The 20,975-nt window shown below is 64.9% G+C and carries 21 protein-coding genes; 12 read left to right on the top strand and 9 right to left on the bottom strand.

The window, feature by feature from the left end:
• The first annotated feature begins 35 nt into the window (after window positions 1–35).
• The 7 genes from QHG62_RS10600 to QHG62_RS10570 all read left to right on the top strand — a co-directional run bounded on the left by QHG62_RS10600 (window position 36) and on the right by QHG62_RS10570 (window position 7,133).
• Complete coding sequence (locus tag QHG62_RS10600) at window positions 36–770, top strand: SDR family NAD(P)-dependent oxidoreductase (RefSeq protein WP_281150819.1); 735 nt, start codon at window positions 36–38, stop codon at window positions 768–770.
• Window positions 771–792: 22 nt separating this feature from the next.
• Window positions 793–1,392, top strand: a complete 600-nt coding sequence (locus tag QHG62_RS10595; RefSeq protein WP_281150818.1) for an NADPH-dependent F420 reductase — start codon at window positions 793–795, stop codon at window positions 1,390–1,392.
• Window positions 1,393–2,089: 697 nt separating this feature from the next.
• A complete protein-coding gene (locus QHG62_RS10590) occupies window positions 2,090–4,354 on the top strand; it encodes a type I secretion system permease/ATPase (RefSeq protein WP_281150817.1) in 2,265 nt (754 codons plus the stop codon).
• Entirely contained in the window at window positions 4,351–5,826 is a 1,476-nt protein-coding gene (locus QHG62_RS10585; RefSeq protein WP_281150816.1) for an HlyD family type I secretion periplasmic adaptor subunit, read from the top strand. The genes QHG62_RS10590 and QHG62_RS10585 overlap by 4 nt, the downstream gene beginning before the upstream one ends.
• 136 nt (window positions 5,827–5,962) lie before the next feature.
• Window positions 5,963–6,409 carry a hypothetical protein gene (locus QHG62_RS10580; RefSeq protein ID WP_281150815.1) on the top strand — a complete coding sequence of 149 codons (447 nt, stop codon included), beginning with the start codon at window positions 5,963–5,965 and terminating at the stop codon, window positions 6,407–6,409.
• A gap of 23 nt (window positions 6,410–6,432) precedes the next feature.
• Window positions 6,433–6,750: a hypothetical protein gene (locus QHG62_RS10575; protein WP_281150814.1), complete on the top strand. Its 318-nt coding sequence runs from the start codon at window positions 6,433–6,435 to the stop codon at window positions 6,748–6,750.
• Window positions 6,747–7,133, top strand: a complete 387-nt coding sequence (locus tag QHG62_RS10570) for a hypothetical protein (RefSeq protein ID WP_281150813.1) — start codon at window positions 6,747–6,749, stop codon at window positions 7,131–7,133. The genes QHG62_RS10575 and QHG62_RS10570 overlap by 4 nt, the downstream gene beginning before the upstream one ends.
• A 236-nt stretch (window positions 7,134–7,369) precedes the next feature.
• On the opposite strand, the gene QHG62_RS10565 is transcribed toward QHG62_RS10570, so the two are convergent.
• From QHG62_RS10565 to mltG, 7 genes are all read right to left on the bottom strand, one after another.
• Window positions 7,370–7,852 (bottom strand): DUF2726 domain-containing protein, encoded by a 483-nt coding sequence (locus QHG62_RS10565; protein WP_281150812.1) that lies wholly within the window; start codon window positions 7,850–7,852, stop codon window positions 7,370–7,372.
• A 158-nt stretch (window positions 7,853–8,010) separates the two neighbouring features.
• Complete coding sequence (locus QHG62_RS10560; protein WP_281150811.1) at window positions 8,011–8,688, bottom strand: ankyrin repeat domain-containing protein; 678 nt, start codon at window positions 8,686–8,688, stop codon at window positions 8,011–8,013.
• Window positions 8,685–9,494: a TatD family hydrolase gene (locus tag QHG62_RS10555; protein ID WP_281150810.1), complete on the bottom strand. Its 810-nt coding sequence runs from the start codon at window positions 9,492–9,494 to the stop codon at window positions 8,685–8,687. Before QHG62_RS10555 ends, QHG62_RS10560 begins: the two co-directional genes overlap by 4 nt.
• Before the next feature lie 133 nt (window positions 9,495–9,627).
• Complete coding sequence (locus QHG62_RS10550; RefSeq protein ID WP_055806688.1) at window positions 9,628–10,005, bottom strand: PilZ domain-containing protein; 378 nt, start codon at window positions 10,003–10,005, stop codon at window positions 9,628–9,630.
• Window positions 10,002–11,024, bottom strand: a complete 1,023-nt coding sequence (locus tag QHG62_RS10545; RefSeq protein ID WP_281150809.1) for a DNA polymerase III subunit delta' — start codon at window positions 11,022–11,024, stop codon at window positions 10,002–10,004. The genes QHG62_RS10550 and QHG62_RS10545 overlap by 4 nt, the downstream gene beginning before the upstream one ends.
• Entirely contained in the window at window positions 11,021–11,680 is a 660-nt protein-coding gene (tmk, locus tag QHG62_RS10540; RefSeq protein ID WP_281150808.1) for a dTMP kinase, read from the bottom strand. Before tmk ends, QHG62_RS10545 begins: the two co-directional genes overlap by 4 nt.
• Window positions 11,677–12,699 (bottom strand): endolytic transglycosylase MltG, encoded by a 1,023-nt coding sequence (mltG, locus tag QHG62_RS10535; protein WP_281150807.1) that lies wholly within the window; start codon window positions 12,697–12,699, stop codon window positions 11,677–11,679. The genes tmk and mltG overlap by 4 nt, the downstream gene beginning before the upstream one ends.
• Window positions 12,700–12,830: 131 nt before the next feature.
• Here mltG and QHG62_RS10530 point away from each other — a divergent pair, with 131 nt between their 5' ends.
• Both QHG62_RS10530 and QHG62_RS10525 read left to right on the top strand, forming a co-directional pair.
• The gene (locus tag QHG62_RS10530) at window positions 12,831–13,757 is read left to right on the top strand and encodes a YgfZ/GcvT domain-containing protein (protein WP_281150806.1); all 927 of its coding nucleotides are present in this window, start codon (window positions 12,831–12,833) and stop codon (window positions 13,755–13,757) included.
• A gap of 146 nt (window positions 13,758–13,903) precedes the next feature.
• The gene (locus tag QHG62_RS10525) at window positions 13,904–14,824 is read left to right on the top strand and encodes a hypothetical protein (protein WP_281150805.1); all 921 of its coding nucleotides are present in this window, start codon (window positions 13,904–13,906) and stop codon (window positions 14,822–14,824) included.
• Here the strand turns inward: QHG62_RS10525 and QHG62_RS10520 are convergent.
• Window positions 14,818–15,702, bottom strand: a complete 885-nt coding sequence (locus QHG62_RS10520; protein ID WP_281150804.1) for a YbgC/FadM family acyl-CoA thioesterase — start codon at window positions 15,700–15,702, stop codon at window positions 14,818–14,820. The two genes, QHG62_RS10525 and QHG62_RS10520, sit on opposite strands and share 7 nt — an antisense overlap.
• The gene (locus QHG62_RS10515; RefSeq protein ID WP_281150803.1) at window positions 15,699–16,664 is read right to left on the bottom strand and encodes an alpha/beta hydrolase; all 966 of its coding nucleotides are present in this window, start codon (window positions 16,662–16,664) and stop codon (window positions 15,699–15,701) included. Before QHG62_RS10515 ends, QHG62_RS10520 begins: the two co-directional genes overlap by 4 nt.
• A gap of 68 nt (window positions 16,665–16,732) precedes the next feature.
• Between QHG62_RS10515 and QHG62_RS10510 the strand changes: the two genes are divergently transcribed.
• From QHG62_RS10510 to QHG62_RS10500, 3 genes are all read left to right on the top strand, one after another.
• Window positions 16,733–17,869, top strand: a complete 1,137-nt coding sequence (locus QHG62_RS10510) for an iron-containing alcohol dehydrogenase (RefSeq protein WP_281150802.1) — start codon at window positions 16,733–16,735, stop codon at window positions 17,867–17,869.
• Between the two features lie 313 nt (window positions 17,870–18,182).
• Entirely contained in the window at window positions 18,183–20,525 is a 2,343-nt protein-coding gene (locus tag QHG62_RS10505; protein ID WP_281150801.1) for a type VI secretion system Vgr family protein, read from the top strand.
• A 3-nt stretch (window positions 20,526–20,528) separates the two neighbouring features.
• Window positions 20,529–20,972 (top strand): hypothetical protein, encoded by a 444-nt coding sequence (locus QHG62_RS10500; protein ID WP_281150800.1) that lies wholly within the window; start codon window positions 20,529–20,531, stop codon window positions 20,970–20,972.
• Window positions 20,973–20,975 lie beyond the last annotated feature (3 nt).

Genomic DNA, 20,975 nt, shown 5'->3' with positions numbered 1-20,975 from the left:
TGCTTCCGTGCAACTCGAAACTATGGATTCATGACATGACCAGACTGAATGGAAAGACCGCCGTGATTACCGGCGGCGCTACCGGCATCGGCCGCGCCGCGGCAAAGCGATTTATCGAAGAGGGCGCTTTCGTCTTCATCTTCGGCCGCCGGCAGGAAGCACTCGACGCCGCCGTGGCCGACCTCGGGCCCAATGCGCGCGCGGTGAAAGGCTCGGTCTCCGATGAGGCCGACCTCGACCGGCTCTACGCGGCGGTGAAGGCCGAGCGCGGAACGCTCGACATCGTCTTCGCGAATGCCGGGGCGGGAAGCCCGCTTCCGCTCGGCAAGCTCACCGCCGAGCACATCGACGAAACCTTCGACACCAATGTGAAGGGCACGATCTTCACGGTTCAGAAGGCATTGCCGCTGATGGGCGAGGGCGCCTCGATCATCCTGACCGGATCGAGCGCCGGCACCACGGGCGCCCCGGCATTCGGCGCCTACAGCGCGAGCAAGGCAGCGGTGCGCAACCTCGCGCGGACCTGGGCAGAGGACCTGAAGGGCACGGGCATCCGGGTCAACGTGCTGTCGCCCGGGCCGACGGCGACCGAACTCGCGAAGGCCGCGCTGGGCGAGGAGGGCATGAAGGTCTTTGCCTCGATGAATCCGCTCCAGCGCATGGCCGATCCGGCCGAGCTCGGGGCGGCGGCTGCGTTTCTCGCCTCGTCGGACAGCAGTTTCATGACCGCCAGCGAGCTCGCCGTTGACGGCGGCCTGGCACAAATCTGATGCACAAGCCAAAGGAAAACAAATGAGCTACGCAATCATCGGCTTCGGCAATGTCGGCCAGGCCCTCGCCAAGGCGTTCGCCCGCAGGGGCATCGAAGTATCCGTTGCAACCACGCGCGACCCGGAAAGCTTTGCGCCTGCTGCGGCCGCGATCGGCCCCACGATCATTCCCAAAAAGCTGGCAGAAGCGCTCAAGGCGGACATCGTCTTTCTGGCTGTCCGTTTCGAGTCGCACCCGGACGTCGCGAAGGCGCTCCCCACCTGGAAGGGAAAGACCATCGTCGATGTGACCAATGCCTATGGGGTGCCCCCTGAGAAGCTGGGCGGAGAGCCTTCTTCCAGAGCCCTCGTGCATGCCTTCGCCGGCGCAAGGCTGGTGAAGGGCTTCAACCATCTGGTCGCTGGCGTCCTAGGCCAGGACCCTGCCGTCCATGGTGGCAAGAGAGTGGTGTTTCTTTCGAGCGACGATGACGGCGCGGCCGCGGAGATTGGCGCGCTTGCGGAGAATCTCGGGTTTTCGCCGGTCAGGCTTGGCGGGCTTTCGGAAGGTGGGCTGCTTGTGCAGGCGCGCGGGAACAGCTGGGGCCAATTGATCTTCAAGGACCTGGTCAAGTTCGACTGATGAGCCATCATCGCGCTCGAGCCAAGTGGCCGAGGAACCTTGGGCGTTGAACGCGCGCGACGACCCCGTTGGGTTCTCGCGCGATTCATCTGGCAGGAGCGACCTGTGCGCCGTGAATGCCATGCCGCGCCATGGTTGCCGGCAGCGTCGAAAACCATAGGCTGCAGGTCGCGACTTCATCGCACGCGACCTGGTCGCGCAGGGTCGGGCGGTCGTCTATTTGCAGAAAAGTGTTCGATAGAAACCAACGGCAAGTCATTGATTTATAACGGGCGATACATCCGCTGGGAAGTGCGCTTTCGACTACCTCGTTTGCACAAAACTGTTCGCGAAACCTCGATTTTGCAAAATGTGTTCGCGAGATGTAGGCAATTGCGGAAGGCCTATGAACTTGCCAAGAGTTGCGGCGCGAGGAGCATTGTGCGCCGAGCACCCGAGGACAGCGACTAGCGGAATTGCTGCCGTTCTTTCGGCGCATTCTTCAGAAGCAGGACTTGTCCACGTCTAGCGCCTCAACCGCAACAAAGTTGACACCAATGTTCCTGTGAGCGCGCTCATTGGGAGACAGTCATTCGAGCTTAGAACTTTGGTCATCTTTGCCCGCTTGTAGTTCAAAAGTGTGTCGCGATCTCGCAATTGTCAGCGAGTTCCTACTCGGGTATCTTTATGTTTCATAAGAACATTCGAGGGATCCCAAATGGGAGTCGTGGAGACGGCCGTGCAAGCGCACGGGGAGGGTGGCACGCCGCCGCAAAAGGCCCCTGAAGCAGGGCCTGCCGCGAACTCGTCTTTGGTCGCCCTGTGCACGGTGGCCCGCTTCCACCAGATCGCTGCCGACGCCGCCCTGCTGTCGCACCAACTGGGCCTGACCCCTTCCGAGCCGGTCGACACCGCTACGCTGCTGCGTGCGGCCAAGCACCTCGGCCTCAAGGCCAAGTCCTCCCGCACCACCCCCGAGCGCCTGTCCCTGACGCCCTTGCCCGCATTGGCCGTGCTGCGCCACAAGGCCGTGGACGGCAGCATCAGCGAGCGCGTCGTCATCCTCGCCCAGTGCGACGCCCAGCGCGTGCTGCTGCAGGACCCCTCCGCCGCCTCGGCCGAAGCCGCCCGCCCCGTCATCGAACCCCTGGACGTCTTTGCCGCCCACTGGACCGGCGAACTCATCCTCATCACCAGCCGCGCCAGCTTGGCGGGCGAACTCGCCAAGTTCGACTTCTCCTGGTTCATTCCCAGTCTCGTCAAGCACCGCAAGCTCTTGGGCGAAGTGCTCTTCATCTCCTTCATCCTGCAGCTGTTCGCACTGGTCAGCCCGCTCTTCTTCCAGGTCGTGATGGACAAGGTGCTCGTTCACCGCGGCATGACAACCCTGGACGTGCTCGTCATCGGCCTGTTGGTCGTCGTCGTCTTCGAATCCTTGTTGAACGGCCTGCGCAGCTACATCTTCAGCCACACCACCAACCGCATCGACGTCGAGCTCGGCGCGCGGCTGTTCCGCCACCTCGTGCAACTGCCGCTGGCCTACTTCCAGGCTAGGCGCGTCGGCGATTCGGTCGCCCGCGTGCGCGAGCTCGAGAACATCCGCAGCTTCCTGACCGGCAATGCGCTGACGGTGCTGCTGGACGTCGTCTTCTCCGTCGTCTTCGTGGCCGTCATGCTGTTCTACAGCGTGCCCCTCACCCTGATCGTGCTCGTGAGCATGCCGCTGTACTTCGGCCTGAGCCTGGCGGTCGTGCCCATCCTGCGCCGGCGCCTGGACGAGAAGTTCGCGCGCGGCGCGGAGAACCAGGCGATGCTGGTGGAGACCGTCAGCGCCATCCAGACCGTCAAGGCCACCGCGCTCGAGCCGGCCTTCGGCCGCCGCTGGGACAACCAGCTCGCCGCTTATGTCTCGGCCAGCTTCCGCACCCAGAACCTCGCGAGCTGGGCGCACGAAGGCGTCAACCTCATCGGCAAGCTCGTCAACGCCGCCACCCTCTGGTACGGCGCCCACCTAGTGATGAACAACGACATGACCGTCGGCCAATTCGTCGCCTTCAACATGTTCGCCCAGCGCGTGAGCCAGCCCATCATGCGCATGGCCCAGCTGTGGACCGACTTCCAGCAGACCGGCATCTCCATGGCCCGGCTCGGCGACATCCTCAACACCCGCACCGAGGTGCCGCCCAGCACCGCCGCCCAGCTGCCCGCGCTCAAGGGCCGCGTCACGCTGGACAACCTGACCTTCCGCTACCGCCCCGAGGCCGCGCCCGTGCTGCACGGCGTGAGCCTGGACGTGCGCCCCGGCGAAGTCATCGGCATCGTCGGGCGCTCGGGCTCCGGCAAGAGCACGCTCACCAAGCTCATTCAGCGCCTCTACGCCCCCGAGCAGGGGCGCCTCTTGGTCGACGGCATCGACATCAGCCTGATCGACGCGGCGCAACTCCGAAGACAGGTGGGCGTGGTGCTGCAGGAGAACACCCTCTTCAACCGCAGCGTGCGCGAGAACATCGCCGTGGTCGACCCGGCCGCGCCGCTCGAGGCCGTGATGCACGCCGCGCAACTGGCCGGCGCCCACGAATTCATCAGCGAGCTGCCCGAGGGCTACGACACCATGGTCGGCGAACAGGGCGCGAGCCTCTCGGGCGGGCAACGCCAGCGCATTGCCATCGCCCGGGCCCTGTTCACCCATCCGCGCATCCTGATCTTCGACGAGGCCACCAGCGCGCTCGACTACGAGAGCGAGGCCATCGTGCAGCGCAACATGGCGCACATCTGCAAGGGGCGCACCGTCTTCATCATTGCGCACCGGCTCAGCGCCGTGCGGCATGCGAACCGCATCATCGTGATGGACAAAGGTCGGATCGTCGAAGGCGGCACGCACGAAGCGCTGCTGAACCGGTCAAAGGGCATCTATGCGCACCTGTGGGCGATGCAGGGTGGCGGGCATCCGACCGAAGGGGCTGGAGCGGGAGCGACGGTATGACGCCGGAAGTCTCCACTACGGCCCCAGCGGCCAATGCGCCCAGTGTTCGTCATCCGGTTATCGAGCTGCTGGGACGTTACCGGGCTATCTTCAAGGCCGCCTGGCAGCACCGCCATGAACTGGCCGGGCCGAAACGCCTCTCCGACGAGGCGGCGTTCCTGCCTGCGGCCTTGAGCCTGCAGGATACGCCCGTGCATCCCGCCCCGAGGCGCTTGGCCTTCGCGCTGATCGCGCTGTTCCTCATCGCCCTGACCTGGGCCATCTTCGGGCAGGTCGACATCGTGGCCGTAGCGCCCGGCAAGATCATCGTGAGCGAGCGCACCAAGATCATCCAGCCGCTGGAGGTGAGTGTGGTCAAGCGCGTGCTGGTCAAGGACGGCGACCATGTCGAGGCCGGGCAGGCCCTGGTCGAGCTCGACCCCACCACGGCCACCGCCGACAAGACCAGCATCGACGAGCAGTTGAAGTCGATGCAGTCCGAGGTGCTGCGCACGCGCGCCTTGCTGCAGGCGCTCAATGCGCCCACGACCTCGCGGGCACCGGAGCTGGCCAAGAGCATGCCCGCCGGCTGGACGGACGCCGATCTCGCGGCCACCCGGGCGCAGCTGAGCGACGAATGGAGCGACATCACCGCCAAGCTCGCCAAGGCAGCATCGGAGATCAATCGCCGCCAGGCCGAGATTGCCACCGTGCGCGAGATGGTCGCCAAGCTGGAGACGACGGTGCCGATCGCCAAGCAGCGCGAGGCCGACTTCCACCAGCTGGCCAACCAGGGCTTCATGTCCAGCCATGCGAACCAGGACCGCACGAGGGAGCGCATCGAGCTGGAGCGCGACCTTGCCACGCAGCGCGCCCGGCTCGCGGAAGCCAATGCCACCCTGCGGGAGAGCGAGAACACCCGGGCCGCCTACATCGCCGAGACCAAGCACAGCTTGCGCACGCGCGAGGCCGCGGCCGAACTCAAGCGCCAGCAGGGCACGCAGGACCTGGCCAAGGCGGGTCAGCGCGAACGGCTGACCACCTTGAAGGCGCCGGTGGCGGGCACGGTGCAGCAGCTGGCCACGCACACCGAAGGCGGCGTGGTCACGGAAGCGCAGCCCTTGATGGTGATCGTGCCCGATGGGGCGCAGGTGACCGCCGAGGTGACGCTGGAGAACAAGGACATCGGCTTCGTGAGCCCGACGCAGGATGCCGCGATCAAGCTGGAGACGTTCCCGTACACGCGCTACGGGACCGTGAACGCGACGGTGAAGACGGTGACGGCGGATGCGGTGAATGACGAGAAGCGCGGGGCGATCTTCCCAGTGACGTTGAGCCTGAGCAGCACGACCATCGATGTGGATGGCAAGCCGATCAAGTTGAGCCCGGGGATGAATCTGACGGCGGAGATCAAGACGGGGAAGCGGCGAATTATTGAATTTCTGCTCAGTCCTGTGCAGAGGGCTAGCAGCGAGAGCATGCGGGAACGTTGACCGTCGTCGTGAACGGCGTACCGATTCAGCATTCGTTGCAACTCCAACCAGTCGGAATCCTGCATCCATAGACCTTTAACCCTTGGGACCCGCCTGCTCGGCCCTGCAGACAGGATTCTCAACGCTCAAAAATGCAATGAACAAAAAGATTCCTCGCAACATTGCCATCGCTGTTTCGGTCCTTCTGCTGATCGCATGCACGTGGGGGTACTGGCGCCTGATGGATTCGGGCTTCTGCGTGTCGAAGATGAGGTACCTCGACGATCGTGAGCTGATCGAATCCGCGATTCGGCACGAGCTCTTCCAGATGAACCTCGAAACGAACCCTGAGGCGATCGCCAGCTTTCTGCAAGCGAACAAATCTTGCTGCGGGGTGGACCGGCATCCCGACTGGCGTCGCACCTGGTTCGACACACTGACCGGCTTCAACTACGCCGAGGTCACCCTCAATTTTGAGAAGAAGCAGACCGAAGCCTCGCAGGGCATGCGGCGCTTCTACAAGAGCCTGGTCGCCGTTGATGCGTGCGGCCCGGCACTGAAGAGTATTGGCACCGATACCGCAACGCTCGAAAACTACCCATGAAGGTTTAACCAAAGGATCGCGATATGTACACGTGGATGCAACTGGGCGCCCGGGAGATGACGGCCCTTTATCTTTACGGCCAGACGACACCGCCTCAGAACCTTGCCAGCGCGGCGATGATCCGTCCCGCTGGGCCGATCACCATCGACATGGATGCGGTGTCCTTCATGGCTGGGGGGCCCGGCCGGTTCGCCAATGCATCCTCGATCCAGGTCGTCAAGGGCGCAATGCGCCAAGCGGCCAGCGCTATAGTGACCAACAAGACTGCTCAGACCCAGCGAGGCATTCGGGTCATTGCATGTCTATCCGAGCCGATCGAATACTCACAAGGGTCAAGATGAAACGACTGCTCACCTCGAATGCATTCCTACTTTGCCTGACTGTCACATCACTGTTTGTCGGATTCGTACTCAGCCTTCCGCTGCGAAATTTCGATTGGCTGAGCCGCTTCGGCGCATTGGTGATCTGCTGGGGCATTCTTCTTCTGGCACGCCCGAGCCTGACGGGCAAAGAGATCGGGCAGCACATAGGCGCCCACGACTCTGACCTCAGCCTGTTCGACCCTCAGTACTACGTCCTCAAAGGAGAGGCCGTTCCGGAATGGGTTGCCGACAACTCGATCTCACGCAACGCAGTAGGCGTCTATGGCCCCATCGTTTGTTTCTTGGGCACCTTCATCAATGGGTTTGGCAATCTGCTCAATGGGGCTGCCGGTTTTTGTTGACACTGCAGCCTGCAACTCTGCGTGTTCTAAGGGACTTACAGCCATGTCTGCAGAAAGAGGGCGAGCGCAGATGAAGTCGCGAACACATTTGTGCCAAAACGGCGAACACATTTGTGCAAATAGACGGCGGTCGGCCTGACGCTGACGAATCAACGCAAGTGATTTAACATAATGCACATTGTGTTATCTATTAGGGGGGTAGACAGACCCAGCATCCAGATCTCGAATCGCGCCCCTCAGGACCCCATAGGACTCACCGAAGCCATCGTCGGATCGAAATCGGCCTCTACACGGTGCACGTCCGGCACGCGCGGATACCGCAGCACGCGATACCCGGCCTCTACCAGCAGCGCATCTCGGTCCTGGTCGCGCTGCGACTTGCCTTTGCTGTTCTTGTCGCCGAGCGCGACCACGGCCACGACCTTGAACGAACGGTCGCACACGACAAAATCTGCGATCTTGCGGCTGAACGAGCTTCGTGCCGCGCGTGTGCGGGCCGTGAGCAATGCGCCGAAGCTGACCTGCGGCAGCACCACAAGGTCCGGCAGCGTTTGCACCAGGCGGTTGTACATGGCTTGTTCGCGCGCCGTAAGCGGCGGCCGTGCCTTGGGCTTGTCGACAAAGCCGCTGCTGCTTTGCGCAGCCTTTTTTCTTGCGAGCGCTACGAACACCAGCAGCCCGATGGCCAATAAAAAGACCATGAATAGAAACGTATTCATCTCTGCTTCTCCTTCTCCGCAGAGTCTCGCATGACTGCGCGAACGCCTCTTTTGGTGTTTTGCCGGACGTGTTCTGGAACGCCTTTTTCAGCCGTGCGCGTCGTACGAAAGCGGCGTTGCTCCAAGCGCGCAGCCCGCTGACGGCCGGGCCGCAGAACTCACCACTTGCCGTCTTTGGGAATCGCTTGAGGTGCCGGCTTTGCGCCGGCGGCAGCCGTAATGAGTTGCGCGGCTTCCGGGCGATTGGCCTTGGTTGCGAAGTCGACTGCGGTCATGCCGAGCTGGTTCTTCATGGTGGTGTCCGCGCCTTCGGCCAGCAGCAGCTTCACGGCTTCTGTCGATCCATACATCGCAGCCATCATGAGCGGCGTCGTGCCGTTGGGCGATTGCGCATCGATGAAGGCAAAGTTGTCGAGCAGCACTTTCATGATGCTCAACTGGCCGCTGCTGGCGGCATAGTGAAGCGGCGTCCAGCCGGTCTTGTTGACGGCGGCGTCGCGCTTGAGCAGCTGGGCGACGATGTCTTGCTGGCCCTTGATGGCGGCCAGCATCAGCGGGGTTTCGTCCTTGGCGTTGGCAATGTCGACGTCGGTTTGCGGCGACTCGAGCAGCACCTGGGCGACCTTGGGCGACGGTTCGCGCAGGGCGATGATCAGGCCGGTCTGGCCGTGTTCGTCGCGCGTGTTGGGATCGAAACCGCGCTGCAGCAAGGTGCGCACACCGCTGGCGTTGTCTCCGCGCACGGCCCGGAAGAAATCTTCGAACGAACCTGCGTGTGCGGCAAAAGTTGCTGCAGCGACAGCCACATAGAAGAACTTCTTAATGTAATTTCTCATTTTGTTTTTACTCCCTTGAACAGCGTTTCGAAGTTGTCGCTCGTAGCCGTTGCGACTGCTTCGATGGGCAGCTTGCGCAGCTCGGCAATCTGCTTTGCGACGTACGGCACGTACGACGGATTGTTGGTCTTGCCGCGGTACGGCACCGGGGCCAGATAAGGGCTGTCGGTCTCGATCAGCATCCGGTCCAGCGGCACAAAGGCGGCCACGTCGCGCAGGTCCTGCGCCTTCTTGAAAGTCAGGATGCCTGAAAAGGAAATGTAGAACCCGAGGTCGAGCGCCGCGCGCGCGACTTCGGCGGTTTCGGTAAAGCAATGGAACACGCCGCCTGCGGCCTTGCCGGAGCCGTGTTCGCCCTCCTCTTTCAGGATGGCAAGCGTATCGGCGGAGGCCTCGCGGGTGTGAATGACCAGCGGCATGCGGGTTTGCTGCGCGGCGCGAATGTGCACGCGGAAGCGGTCGCGCTGCCATTCCATGTCCGAAATGCTGCGCCCGCCCTTGCGCTCTTCCATCTGGTAGTAGTCGAGCCCGGTCTCCCCGATGGCCACTACCTTGGGCAAGGCCGCACGGCGAACCAGGTCATCGACCGTGGGCTCGGCGATGTCCTCGTTGTCGGGGTGCACGCCCACGCTGGCCCAGAAGTTGTCGTAGCGGGCCGCCAGGGCCTGCACGTCATCGAACTCTTCGAGCTTGGTGCAGATGCACAAGGCCCGGTCGACCTGCGCTTCGGCCATGGCTGCGCGGATTTGCGGCATCTGGTCCGCGAACTCGGGGAAAGTGAGGTGGCAGTGGGAATCGGTAAACATGGCGCTGATTGTCTGGCGGATGCCAGGGACGCCGAGGGACCGGCGCTGCCGGGCCTCTGGTGTCGCCCCCGGCAGGGGGTCGGCGGAGCGACACGACGTGCGCGCAGCCTGGGGGCGAGCCTGGCCTTCGAGCCTAGATAGTTTGTGTGGGGCGGTCGGAGGCCATCGAGCCGCCGAGCGCCGCCTCGATGCGCGCCTTGAGCTGGCGCGACTTTTCGTCCGACGGAAAGCGGATGCCGACGCCCGGCGCCCGGTTGCCGGCGGCGCGCTGCGGCGTGATCCATGCGACCTTGCCGGCCACGGGGTAACGTTGCGGGTCTTCAGGCAGCGTCAGCAGCACATAGACATCGTCGCCCAGCCGGTATTCGCGCGACGTGGGAATGAAGATGCCGCCTTCGGCAAACAGCGGAATGTAGGCGGCGTAGAGCGCGCCCTTTTCCTTGATGGCGAGCTGGATCACGCTTGGCCGTTGAGGCGTTGCGGCGGCGGCGGGGGCGGCTGGTTGGTTCATGGTCGGCGAGGAGCAGAGTTTAGGGTGGTTCGCGCCTCGCTCACAAGCGCTTCCAGCATCAGGCCCGCATTGAAAGGGTGTTCAGCGGTTCTTGCCGCACTGGCAAGCGACTTCGACCAGCGGGCCAGCGCCAGGTGCGAAGGCACTGCCGCCGGCAGGTCGGCCGCCTCGAAGAACCGGGGTTCAGCGCCGCTGCCGACGGCCATCAGGTCGTGGCAGAGCTTCTGCAGTGCACTGATGGCTTGCGAGGGCGCCTGGTCCGCCAGCGCGGCGACGTCTCCGCGCAACACTGCCTTTGGCAGCAGCGACCAGGCCTTGGGCGATTGGCCGGAGCGCGCGAGCCGCAGCGCATCGCTGGGCCGGCCGCCCGCCGCACGCAGCAAGGCGGTGGCGTCGGCCGCGGGTACGTCGTGCGCACCCAGCCAGGCTTCAGCTTCGGCCGTTGCGGGCCACGGCAGCGTAAAGCCGAGGCAGCGGCTGCGGATGGTCGGCAGCAATTGCCACGCCGCCTCGCTCGCCAGCACAAAGCGAACGTCCCCGACCGGCTCTTCAAGCGTCTTGAGCAGTGCGTTGGCGGTGATGGTGTTCATGCGCTCGGCGGGGTACACCAGCACCACCTTGCCGCGGCCCCGGGCGCTGGTGCGCTGGGCAAAGCCGACCGCATCGCGCATCGCTTCGACGCGGATTTCGCGGCTGGGCTTGCGCTTCTTGTCGTCGATGTCGGCCTGCGCTTTTTCGTCGAGCGGCCAGCCGAGCTCCTGCATGGCGACTTCGGGCATCAGCACGCAAAGGTCGGCATGGGTTCGGACCTCGATGGCGTGGCAACTTGGGCACTGGCCACACGCGGTGCCGCCCTCTTCTGTCTTGGGCTGCTCGCAAAGCCATGCGGCGGCAAGCGCCAGCGCGAGCTCGTATTGGCCCAGGCCCGACGGCCCCTGCAGCAACCAGGCATGGCCGCGCTGGCGCAGCAGCTCTGCGAGGGGGCGCTGAAGCCAGGGCGAAAGTGCCGAGGTGCTCATAATGCCGCCCCGCTCGCGGGTGCCAGCGCGCCGCGCGCGACAAGCGCCGCCTCGACCTGCTGCCAGACCTGGTCGCGCGTCTGGCTGGCGTCGATTCGAACGAAGCGCTGCGCATCGGCGGCCGCGCGGGCCGCGTAGCCGGCTGCCACACGCCGGAAGAACTCGACCGGCTGGGCTTCGAACTTGTCGGGCAAGCGCGCGCCCGCCAGGCGCTGGGCGGCGATTTCGGGTGCCAGGTCGAACCACAGCGTGATGTGGGGCTGCAGCAACCCTGCCGCTCCCCTGCCCCCTTGCACCCATTGCTCCAACGTCGACAGCACCTGCGCATCGAAGCCGCGGCCCGAGCCCTGGTACGCAAAAGTGGCATCGGTGAAGCGGTCGCACAGCACCACGTCGCCGCGGGCCAGCGCTGGCTCTATGACTTGCGTGACGTGATCCCGCCGCGCCGCGAAAACCAGGAGCGATTCGGTCAGCGGGTCCATCGGCTGTTCGAGGATGAGCCCGCGCAAGGTTTCCGCCAGCGGCGTGCCGCCGGGTTCGCGCGTGCGCACGACCGTGCGGCCCTGCGCCTTCAAGAGCGCTTCCATTGCATCCAGATGGCTGGACTTGCCCGCGCCGTCGATGCCCTCGAGCGTCAGAAACAGGCCTTCACTCATTGGGCAACCTTCGGTTTGGGTTCGCCGCCTCCGCGCTGGTAGCGGTTGACCGCGCGGTTGTGCTCGTCGAGCGAGGTGCTGAACTGGCTGGTGCCGTCGCCGCGCGAAACAAAGTACAGCGACTTGCTTTGCGCCGGCTGCACTGCCGCCAGCAGCGCGGCCTTGCCCGGCATGGCAATGGGCGTTGGCGGCAGGCCGCCACGGGTGTAGGTGTTCCAGGGCGTATCGGCCTGCAGGTCTTTCTTGCGCAGATTGCCGTCGAAGGTGGTACCCAAGCCGTAGATCACGGTCGGGTCGGTTTGCAGCGGCATGCCGGTGCGCAGGCGATTGACGAACACAGCCGCGATCTCGGAGCGGTCCTTGGCCTTGCCTGTCTCCTTTTCGACAATGCTGGCCAAAATAAGCGCCTCATCGGCCGTTTTGATCGGCAAATCGGCCGCCCGGGCGGCCCAGGCGGCTTCGAGCTTCTTGTCCATGGCCCGCATGGCGCGCTGCAGCAGCGCGATGTCGGTCGAGCCCTTCGAATAGGTGTACGTGTCGGGGAAAAAGCGCCCCTCCGGGTGCACGCCAGGCCTGCCGAGCTTGGCCATCAGCGCATCGTCGGGCAAGCCGACGGTTTCGGGCTTGAGCTGCTCGGCCTTGGCAAGGGCGGCACGCACCTGGCGAATGTTCCAGCCTTCGACCAGCACCAGGCTGCGGGTTGCCTCTTCGCCGCGCACCAGCACGTTGAGCAGCATCTTGGGCGTGATGCCGCGCTCCAGCTCGTAGCTGCCGGCGCGAATCTGGCGGTCTTGCCCCGAAAGGCGAAACCAGAGATAGAGCAGTTGCGGCTCCACGTTGGCGCCGGCATCGGCCACCGCCTGCGCAACGCCGCGCGGCGTGGTGCCGGGCTCCACCGAAAGATCCAGGCTCGGCGCGGGGAGCTTGAGCGGCTGGTGCACCCACCACAACCCGGCGGCGCCGAGGCCGAGCGCAGCCAGGGCGGCAAGCAGAAAGAGCGTAAGAAAGAAGCGGCGCACGGGTCCGATGGAATGACGGGAAGAAGAAAAACGAATCGAGGATTCGGCGCGAAAAGTCGGTGGCCCTGCGGGAACAACGGCAAGTTTCCCTGCAGACCGGACGGAACGGCCTCGACCATGATAATTCAGCGATGACTACTGTCGTTCTCAATGGTGTTACCGCCCTTTCGCACCTCGGCGTGATTCGCGCCGAAGGACCGGATGCCGCCAGCTTTTTGCACGGCCAGCTCACGCAGGACTTTTCGCTGCTCGGCGCCACGGAGGCCCGCCTGGCAGCCCTTTGCACCGCCAAGGGCCGCGTGATTGCCAGCTTCATCGGCATACGGCCGCAACCCGACCTGGTGCTGCTGGTCTGCAGCAAGGACATCCTGGCCGCCACGCTCAAGCGCCTGTCGATGTATGTGCTGCGCGCCAAGGCCAAGCTCACCGATGCCACGGAGCAGTTCGCGCTGTACGGCTTGGCCGGCACCGCGCTGACCGCCAACGGCCTCGATGCCGCCGCCCTGCCCGGCCAGCGCACCGCCATCGGCGAAGACATCAGCTCCGTTTCGCTCTACCCGGCCGACGGCGTGCCGCGTGCCATGTGGATCGCACCTGCCGGCAGCCCGGTGCCCGCAGGCCCGGCGCTCGATGCGGACCTGTGGCAGTGGAGCGAGGTTCGCAGCGGCATCGTGACGTTGACCACGCCGGTGGTCGAGGCTTTCGTGCCGCAGATGATCAACTACGAATCCGTGGGCGGCGTCAATTTCAAGAAGGGCTGCTACCCGGGCCAGGAAATCGTGGCACGCAGCCAGTTTCGCGGCACGCTGAAGCGCCGCACCTACCTTGTGCAGGCCGATGCGCCTGTGAGCGCAGGCCAGGAAGTGTTCGCCGCCGCTGATGCCGAGCAGCCCGTGGGCATGGTGGCACAGGCTGCGCCGGTACCTGGCGGCGGCTGGGCCGCGCTTATTTCCATCCAGATCTCGGCGCTTGAAACCGGCGGCCTGCATGCGAGCAGCGCCGACGGCCCGGCGCTCACGGTCGAGCCGCTGCCATATCCGCTGCTCGAAGACATCTAGCCTTGCCGCCAACCCCAGCGCCCTGAAAGAAGGACGCCCGGCGCTGCCCGAAAGAGGCAGCGCTATTTTTTTGCGCGCGTTTAACCCTGCCTCCGGTGCTGCTCCGTAGAAGCCCTACCGATCCACTCCCGGCAAGGAAGACCACCATGAAGCGCAGACTCATCTTCTCGACAGCACTCGCATTGGCCGCCCTCTCGGCTTGCGCTGAAAGCCCGATACGGCCGCCCTCGCCGCCTTTGACGTACGACCGCCTCGGCTCGCTCATGCAGGTGAGCGTGGTCGACCGCGCCACGGGCCGCGAGCTGCCCATCTACCGGTACCGCGGTGAATACTGGGTGGCTGGCCGGCCCGGCTCGCGCTACGCGATTCGCGCGCGCAATGCGATGGGCGAACGTGTCATGGCCGTGATGTCGGTCGATGGCGTGAACATCGTCACCGGCGAAACCGCGGGCGTGCTGCAGAACGGCTACGTTTTTTCCGGCGGCGAGCGCAGCGACATCACAGGCTGGCGCAAGAGCGATTCGCAGATCGCGGCCTTCGAGTTCACGTCTGTCGGCAATTCGTACGCGAGCCGCACCGGCCGGCCGGCCGACGTGGGGGTGATCGGCGTCGCGCTGTTCCGCGAGCGGGTGCCCGCGGCGCCCATCGTGCTGCCGCAACGAGACGGCTACGGCAGCAACCGCGAGATGGAGCGCCGCAGCGAGGCGCCATCTGCCGTCGCGGAGGCCGCGCCGGCCGCACCTGCGGCACAGTCCCGCTCCGCCGACAGCGCCTTGGGCGCCGAAGCCAGTGCATCGGCCAAGGGCGAGCTGGCCCGGCGGTCGCCAAGCCTGGGAACCGGCCATGGCCGGCGCGAGACATCGCATGTCGGCCACACCACCTTCGAGCGCGCGCAATCCACGCCCGACGAGGTGGTTCGCATCCGCTACGACAGCCGCGAGAACCTCATTGCCGCCGGCGTGATTCCGGTGCCTCCGCCTCCGCCGCGCTGGCCGCGTCCCGAAGGTCCGTCCGCCTTTCCGGGTTCGGAGATGGGCTATGTGCCCGACCCGCCGGCCCGCTACTGATTGAGCGTGCGGCGCATCTCGATGTGCGGGATGCCGGCTTCCTCGAAGGGCTCGCCATGCACGGTGTAGCCCAGCCGTGCATAAAAGCGCTCCGCGCTGCGCTGGGCGTGCAGGCCAATCTCGCGATCGCCGCGCGCCCTGGCGGCCTCCTCCAGCGCCTTCACCACTGCCGCGCCGTGCCCGCCGCTGCGCAGCACGCGGTGCACGGCCATGCGGCCGAGCATCGCTGTACCGTCAACCGCATCCAGCAGCCGGCCGGTCGCAATCACCTGGCCGAGCCGGTTGCGCGCCACCGCATGCAGCACCACCGCATCGTGCTCGTCCCACTCCAGTTCCTTGGGGATGTTCTGTTCCTCGATGAAGACGGCGCGGCGCAAGGCGCTTGCGCCTTCGCCCAAGGTTTTCCAGTCGCCCGTTTCCACGGTGCGCATCGGCTCGCCGGCTTCGAAGCCCATGAGAATTTCGCGCAATAGCGGCGGCACCGGCTTGGAGGTCTGCGTGGCCGGGTCTGCAAACACATAGACCAGTTCGCAGCCCACCAGGTACTGGTCTTGCCGAAACAGCGCGCCTTGGAAGACCATGGACGAATTGCCGATGCGCGCGCACTTCATGCCCACGTCGATCACGTCGTCCATGCGGGCGGAAGCCTGAAAATCTACCGTCGCCTTGCGCACATACAGGTCACCGCCCAGCGCATGCATGGCCTCTTCGTAAGGCAGCGCAAGCGCGCGCCAGTAGTCGGCAATGGCGGTGTCGAAGTACATCAGGTAGTGCGCGTTGAACACGATCTTCTGCATGTCGACCTCGGCCCAGCGCACGCGCAGGCGGTGGAAGAAACGGAAGTCTTTTCTCTGGGGTACTACGGTTTCTTGGCTCATGGCTTCAGTGCTTCTTTGAGTGCGCGCGCCGCGTCGTTTTGCGCCTGCAGCGCTTCAGGAATCGCGCGGCCCATTTTCAGAAATTCGTGGATCACGCCGCGATAGATTTCAAGATCGACCGCCACGCCCGCGGCACGCAGCTTGTCGGCGTAGGCAATGCCTTCGTCCACCACCGGGTCGCATTCGGCCAACCCGATCCAGGCCGGCGCCACGCCCTCGACATCGTCCGCCAGCAGCGGCGCAAAGCGCCAGTCGTCGCGGTCGGCCGGCGTGCGCACATACTGGCCGAAGAAATAGTCGATCAACGCCTTGGTCAGGAGCGGCCCGTTGGCGTACAGCCGGTGCGAAGGGGTGTCCTGGTGCCCGGTGGTGCCGGGGTAGATCAGCATCTGCAGCGCAAGCGGCAAGCCCGCATCGCGCGCAAGAATGGCGCACACCGCGGCCAGCGTGCCGCCGGCGCTGTCGCCGCCCACCGCAAGGCGGCTGGTGTCCAGGCCGAGGCGCGCGCCGCCGTTCGCAACAAAGGCGAAGGCGTCCCAGGCATCGTCGGAGGCGGTCGGAAACTTGTGCGCGGGTGCGAGCCGGTAGTCGACCGAAACCACCGCGCAGCCGCTCTTCAGGCTGAGCACGCGGCACAGCGTGTCGTGGGTGCGGATGTTGCCAACCGTGAAGCCGCCGCCATGAAAGTACACCAGCACCGGCAGCCTGGCCGACGATGGCGCGTAGAGCCGCGCCGGAATGTCGAAGCCGTCACGCGCGGTAATGCGGAAGTCTTCGATGCGCGCGAGCTCGGGCTTGGGCACCTCGAGCACGCCGGCGCCCTTCTCGTAGGAAGCCTTGGCCTCGTCGGGCGTGAGCTGGTCCAGGCTCGGATGGCCCGCACGGGCCATGCGCTCGACCACGCTCGCCATCTTGGCGGTCAGCAATGTGCCCGACGCGACAGCGGCAAGGGTTTTGTTCATGTGCAAGACTGATTGCTCTTGTTAGATTCGAATGGTCGGCAATCGTACCGCCCCAAGCATCAACGCCCATGGCCCTCATCCAATACCTCACCCAGATCCAGTTCGAGTTCGGCGCCATCAAGCTGCTGTCCAGCGAGTGCGCGCGCATAGGCATCACCCGTCCGCTGATCGTGACCGATGCGGGCGTGCGCGCCGCCGGCGTGCTGCAGAAGGCGCTCGACGCCATCGCCGACCTCGAGGTGGCGGTGTTCGACCAGACGCCTTCCAACCCGACCGAAGCCGCCGTGCGCGCGGCTGTGGAGCTGTACCGCAGCGCCCGCTGCGACGGGCTCATTGCCGTGGGCGGCGGATCCGCCATCGACTGTGCCAAGGGCGTGGCGATCGCGGCCACGCACGAAGGCCCGCTCAAGACCTACGCCACCATCGAAGGCGGCTCGCCGAAAATCACCGAGCGCGTGGTGCCGATCATCGCGGTGCCCACCACCAGCGGCACCGGCAGCGAGGTGGCGCGCGGCGCCATCGTCATCGTGGACGACCACCGCAAGCTCGGCTTTCACAGCTGGTTTCTCATGCCGAAGGCGGCCATTTGCGACCCCGAGCTCACGCTCGGCCTGCCGCCCCGGCTCACGGCTGCCACCGGCATGGACGCCATTGCGCATTGCATGGAAACCTTCATGTCGGCGGCCTTCAACCCACCGGCCGACGGCATCGGTCTGGACGGCCTGGAGCGTGCCTGGCTGCACATCGAGCGCGCCACCAAGGACGGCAGCGACCGCGAGGCACGCCTGAACCTGATGAGCGCATCAATGCAAGGCGCCATGGCTTTCCAGAAAGGCCTGGGCTGCGTGCATTCACTGAGCCACAGCCTGGGCGGTGTCGATCCGCGCCTGCATCACGGCACGCTCAACGCCCTCTTCCTGCCCGCGGTGATCCACTTCAATGCCGGTGCGGAGTCTGTGCAGAAAGAGCAGCGGCTGCAGCGCATGGCCCGGGCCATGCACCTCGATTCGGCCGGCGATTTGGCCGAGGCCATCCGTGACATGAATGCGCGTCTTGGCATGCCCAAGGGCCTGGCTGAAGTGGGCGTGACGCCCGACCTGTTCGAAAAGATCATCGATGGCGCCATGGCAGACCATTGCCATAAGACCAACCCGCGGCTGGCTACGCGCGACGACTACAGGGCGATGCTCGAAGCGTCGATGTAGGAGCTTTTGGGTTGTAGGAGCGCTGCTGTTCAGGGCGGCGCGCCCGCCGACGGGGTACCTTTCTCCGCGAATGTCCCCCGGCCTGCGGCCTCCTCCTTTATTTCGCTGCTCCCCGCAGCGAAATAAAGGAGGAGCCGAAGGCGGGGGACATTCGCGGAGGGGAGCACCCGGTGGCCTTTGCACGCGCCCTGAACAACGGCCTAAGAACAATAGCCCCCGAACAGCCACGTCATGTATATGACATAAGGAATTTCTAGACTGCCAACCGAAGGCTTTGCATCCGAACAAGCCCCAAGGGCGAGGGAAATTCCGAATGACGCGTACCGTCCAGGTTCACACCGTACTCAGCGCCGAGCAGCTCAAGTTTCGCGCCATGCGCGGGCGGGAAGCACTGTCGCAGTTGTTCGAGTTCGAGGTCGACATGGTCAGTCCGAGCTTCAACCTCGACCTGAAGAAACTGCTTGGCACTTCTCTCACCATCGAGCTGACAGACGGCGGCTCGCCCCGTTTTCTTAACGGTACCGTGGTGCGCTTCGAACTCGTGGGCCGCGCCAACGAAACCGGCCGCCACTATGTGTACCGCGCCTTGGTGCAGCCGTGGCTCTGGTACCTTACGCGCACGACCGACTGCCGCATTTTCCAGAACAAGAGCGTGCCCGAGGTGCTGGACGAAGTGCTGGGCAAATATGGCTTCGAGTTCGAAAAGCGTCTGGCGGGCAGCTACCGCCCCTGGGAATACTGCGTTCAATACCAGGAGAGCGACTTCGCTTTCGTGAACCGCCTCATGGAACACGAAGGCATCGCCTACCATTTCGAGCACACCAAAAGCTCGCACCTGCTCGTGCTGGCCGACGACACCGGCAGCTACCGCAAGCTTCCGGGGTACGCCACCATTCCCTACCGCCCGCGCGACCGCGTGCTGCATGCGATGGAGCCCTGCATCGACCAGTGGCGCGTGGCCGAGCAGATCACCTCGGGCCGCGTGATGCTCGACGATTTCGATTTCAAGAAGTCGCGCGCGTCGCTGCAAAGCGTGCGGCAAGACCCCAAGGGCCACGACCATTCGACCTACGAAGTCTATGAATGGCTGGGCGGCTACAGCGAACACCAGCAAGGCGACACCTACGCGAAAATTCGCCTGCAGGAGCTGCAGTGCGCGCATGAGCTCGCTGCGGGCCACACCAACGTGGTCGGCATGGCGCCCGGCTATCTGTTCGAGATGACGCACTGCCCGCGCGAGTCGGACAACCGCGAGTACCTGGTCACCGAAACCCGCTACGACCTGCAGGAGCCCGAGTACTCCACCGGCATCGGCACGGAGTCGGTGTGCCAGTTCGACTTCACGGTGCTGCCTTCGAACGTGCCCTTCCGGCCCGCGCGCAAGACGCCCAAGCCGCGCACCAACGGCCCGCAAACCGCCACCGTGGTCGGCCCCGAAGAAATCTGGACCGACCGCTTCGGCCGGGTGAAGCTGCAGTTCCGCTGGGACCGCTACGGACAGTCGGACGAAAACAGCTCGTGCTGGGTGCGCGTTTCGAGCAACTGGGCCGGCGCCAACTACGGCACCATGCACATGCCGCGCGTGGGCCAGGAAGTGATCGTCGATTTCATCGGCGGCGAGCCCGACCGCCCCATCATCACCGGCCGCGTCTACAACAACGACCAGATGCCGCCGTGGGAACTTCCGGCCAACGCCACCGCCAGCGGCATCCTCACGCGCTCGAGCACGGGCGGTGCGGCCAACCAGGCCAACATGCTCCGCTTCGAAGACCGCAGCGGCGCCGAGCAGATCCTGCTGCACGCCGAGCGCAACCTCGACGTCGAGGTGGAAGCCGACGAAACGCACACCACCGACGGCACGCGCACCACGCTCATCAAGGGCCATGAATCGGCCACCTACAAGAGCGGCGAAACCCGCGACATCACCGCGGGCGCGAAAGAAACCATTACCGGCGGCGACACGCGCGACGTGACCGGCGGCTTCAGCGAAACGGTCAGCGGCGGCGTCACGCAGACCATTTCGGGCGGCAAGAAGCGCACGCTCAGCGGCGGGCTGAACGACACGATCTCGGGCGGCGTCAACCTTGCGATCACCGGCGGCTTCCACGGCACCATCGATGGAAAGGAGATCCGCTTCGTGAGCGGCGGACGCAACGACACCATCGACACCTCGAACACCGTGCTGGTCAACGGCCCGTCGAACACCACGGTGACCGGCCCGACGGTGCACACATCTCCAGACGTGACCTTCAACACGACGAACCACATCCACAACACGACGCAGCACGTCATCAACACCAGCATCTACAACACAACGTCGAACACCTACAACAACCTGACGGTCAACTACACCAACAATTCCATCTCCTACACCAACAACTACTCCAAGAGCAGCGACTGGAGGTGGTTCCGCCTGGGCGGCACCGGCCTGAACATGGACGTGTCGGGCATTTCGCTGGGTGTGGTGGCCGTGCGTTCGATGGCTATCGGCGTTCAGGCGCAGGCCATCGGCGTGAAGCTGGAGGCCGTGGGCGCGGAGTGGAAGAACAAGGCAATGTCGCTGGGGGATGCCGGTGCGCTCATCCAGCTCGTGGGCACGGAGATCAAGACGGGCGGCCTGCGCGCCGGCATCCAGGCGCTCAAGATCCTGCTCTGAAGCGTGGAAAACGTGCTCGATATCGTGCTGTGGGGGGTGTTCGGCATCGTCAGCCTGGGCGTGATCGCGCTCGCCGCAATCGTGCTCGCAGTGGCGCTGATGAGCCATCGCGCCTATGCCGAGGAAGGCCGGCTGTCGCAGCAGTTGCAGGCCAGTGGGCGTCCGCTGCAGGGCGTCGCGGTTTCCCTGGTGCGCTCGCCCAGCGGCTACTCCCGGCGCGGCCCCATCGGGCAGCGCATGACGGCCGTGCAGCTGGGCGTTGCCTACGTCGATGCCGCCGGCATCGAGCAGCAGACCACCTTGCGCACGCTCATCGACGAGGACCTGCTGGCCCATTTTTCCGCGGGCCGGCCCGACATTCATCTGCTGCAGGACCCGCAAGATCCGTCGCGACTGGCCATCGACCGCAGGCACACCCCGCTGGAGATCCGCGGCGCAAGGCGCTGATGC

Origin of the sequence: Variovorax paradoxus (assembly GCF_029919115.1) — a bacterium.
In the GTDB taxonomy this organism is placed as follows: domain Bacteria; phylum Pseudomonadota; class Gammaproteobacteria; order Burkholderiales; family Burkholderiaceae_C; genus Variovorax; species Variovorax paradoxus_O.
The sequence above is the reverse complement of the archived record's forward strand: the minus strand, read 5'-3'. Positions and strand labels throughout refer to the sequence as shown.

What these genes read in the sequence shown, in the direction of transcription:
- QHG62_RS10600 (WP_281150819.1), top strand. Translation starts at nt 36, where the DNA reads ATGACCAGACTGAATGGAAAGACCGCCGTGATTACCGGCGGCGCTACC.
- QHG62_RS10595 (WP_281150818.1), top strand. Translation starts at nt 793, where the DNA reads ATGAGCTACGCAATCATCGGCTTCGGCAATGTCGGCCAGGCCCTCGCC.
- QHG62_RS10590 (WP_281150817.1), top strand. Translation starts at nt 2,090, where the DNA reads ATGGGAGTCGTGGAGACGGCCGTGCAAGCGCACGGGGAGGGTGGCACG.
- QHG62_RS10585 (WP_281150816.1), top strand. Translation starts at nt 4,351, where the DNA reads ATGACGCCGGAAGTCTCCACTACGGCCCCAGCGGCCAATGCGCCCAGT.
- QHG62_RS10580 (WP_281150815.1), top strand. Translation starts at nt 5,963, where the DNA reads ATGAACAAAAAGATTCCTCGCAACATTGCCATCGCTGTTTCGGTCCTT.
- QHG62_RS10575 (WP_281150814.1), top strand. Translation starts at nt 6,433, where the DNA reads ATGTACACGTGGATGCAACTGGGCGCCCGGGAGATGACGGCCCTTTAT.
- QHG62_RS10570 (WP_281150813.1), top strand. Translation starts at nt 6,747, where the DNA reads ATGAAACGACTGCTCACCTCGAATGCATTCCTACTTTGCCTGACTGTC.
- QHG62_RS10565 (WP_281150812.1), bottom strand. Translation starts at nt 7,852, where the DNA reads ATGAATACGTTTCTATTCATGGTCTTTTTATTGGCCATCGGGCTGCTG.
- QHG62_RS10560 (WP_281150811.1), bottom strand. Translation starts at nt 8,688, where the DNA reads ATGAGAAATTACATTAAGAAGTTCTTCTATGTGGCTGTCGCTGCAGCA.
- QHG62_RS10555 (WP_281150810.1), bottom strand. Translation starts at nt 9,494, where the DNA reads ATGTTTACCGATTCCCACTGCCACCTCACTTTCCCCGAGTTCGCGGAC.
- QHG62_RS10550 (WP_055806688.1), bottom strand. Translation starts at nt 10,005, where the DNA reads ATGAACCAACCAGCCGCCCCCGCCGCCGCCGCAACGCCTCAACGGCCA.
- QHG62_RS10545 (WP_281150809.1), bottom strand. Translation starts at nt 11,024, where the DNA reads ATGAGCACCTCGGCACTTTCGCCCTGGCTTCAGCGCCCCCTCGCAGAG.
- tmk (WP_281150808.1), bottom strand. Translation starts at nt 11,680, where the DNA reads ATGAGTGAAGGCCTGTTTCTGACGCTCGAGGGCATCGACGGCGCGGGC.
- QHG62_RS10530 (WP_281150806.1), top strand. Translation starts at nt 12,831, where the DNA reads ATGACTACTGTCGTTCTCAATGGTGTTACCGCCCTTTCGCACCTCGGC.
- QHG62_RS10525 (WP_281150805.1), top strand. Translation starts at nt 13,904, where the DNA reads ATGAAGCGCAGACTCATCTTCTCGACAGCACTCGCATTGGCCGCCCTC.
- QHG62_RS10520 (WP_281150804.1), bottom strand. Translation starts at nt 15,702, where the DNA reads ATGAGCCAAGAAACCGTAGTACCCCAGAGAAAAGACTTCCGTTTCTTC.
- QHG62_RS10515 (WP_281150803.1), bottom strand. Translation starts at nt 16,664, where the DNA reads ATGAACAAAACCCTTGCCGCTGTCGCGTCGGGCACATTGCTGACCGCC.
- QHG62_RS10510 (WP_281150802.1), top strand. Translation starts at nt 16,733, where the DNA reads ATGGCCCTCATCCAATACCTCACCCAGATCCAGTTCGAGTTCGGCGCC.
- QHG62_RS10505 (WP_281150801.1), top strand. Translation starts at nt 18,183, where the DNA reads ATGACGCGTACCGTCCAGGTTCACACCGTACTCAGCGCCGAGCAGCTC.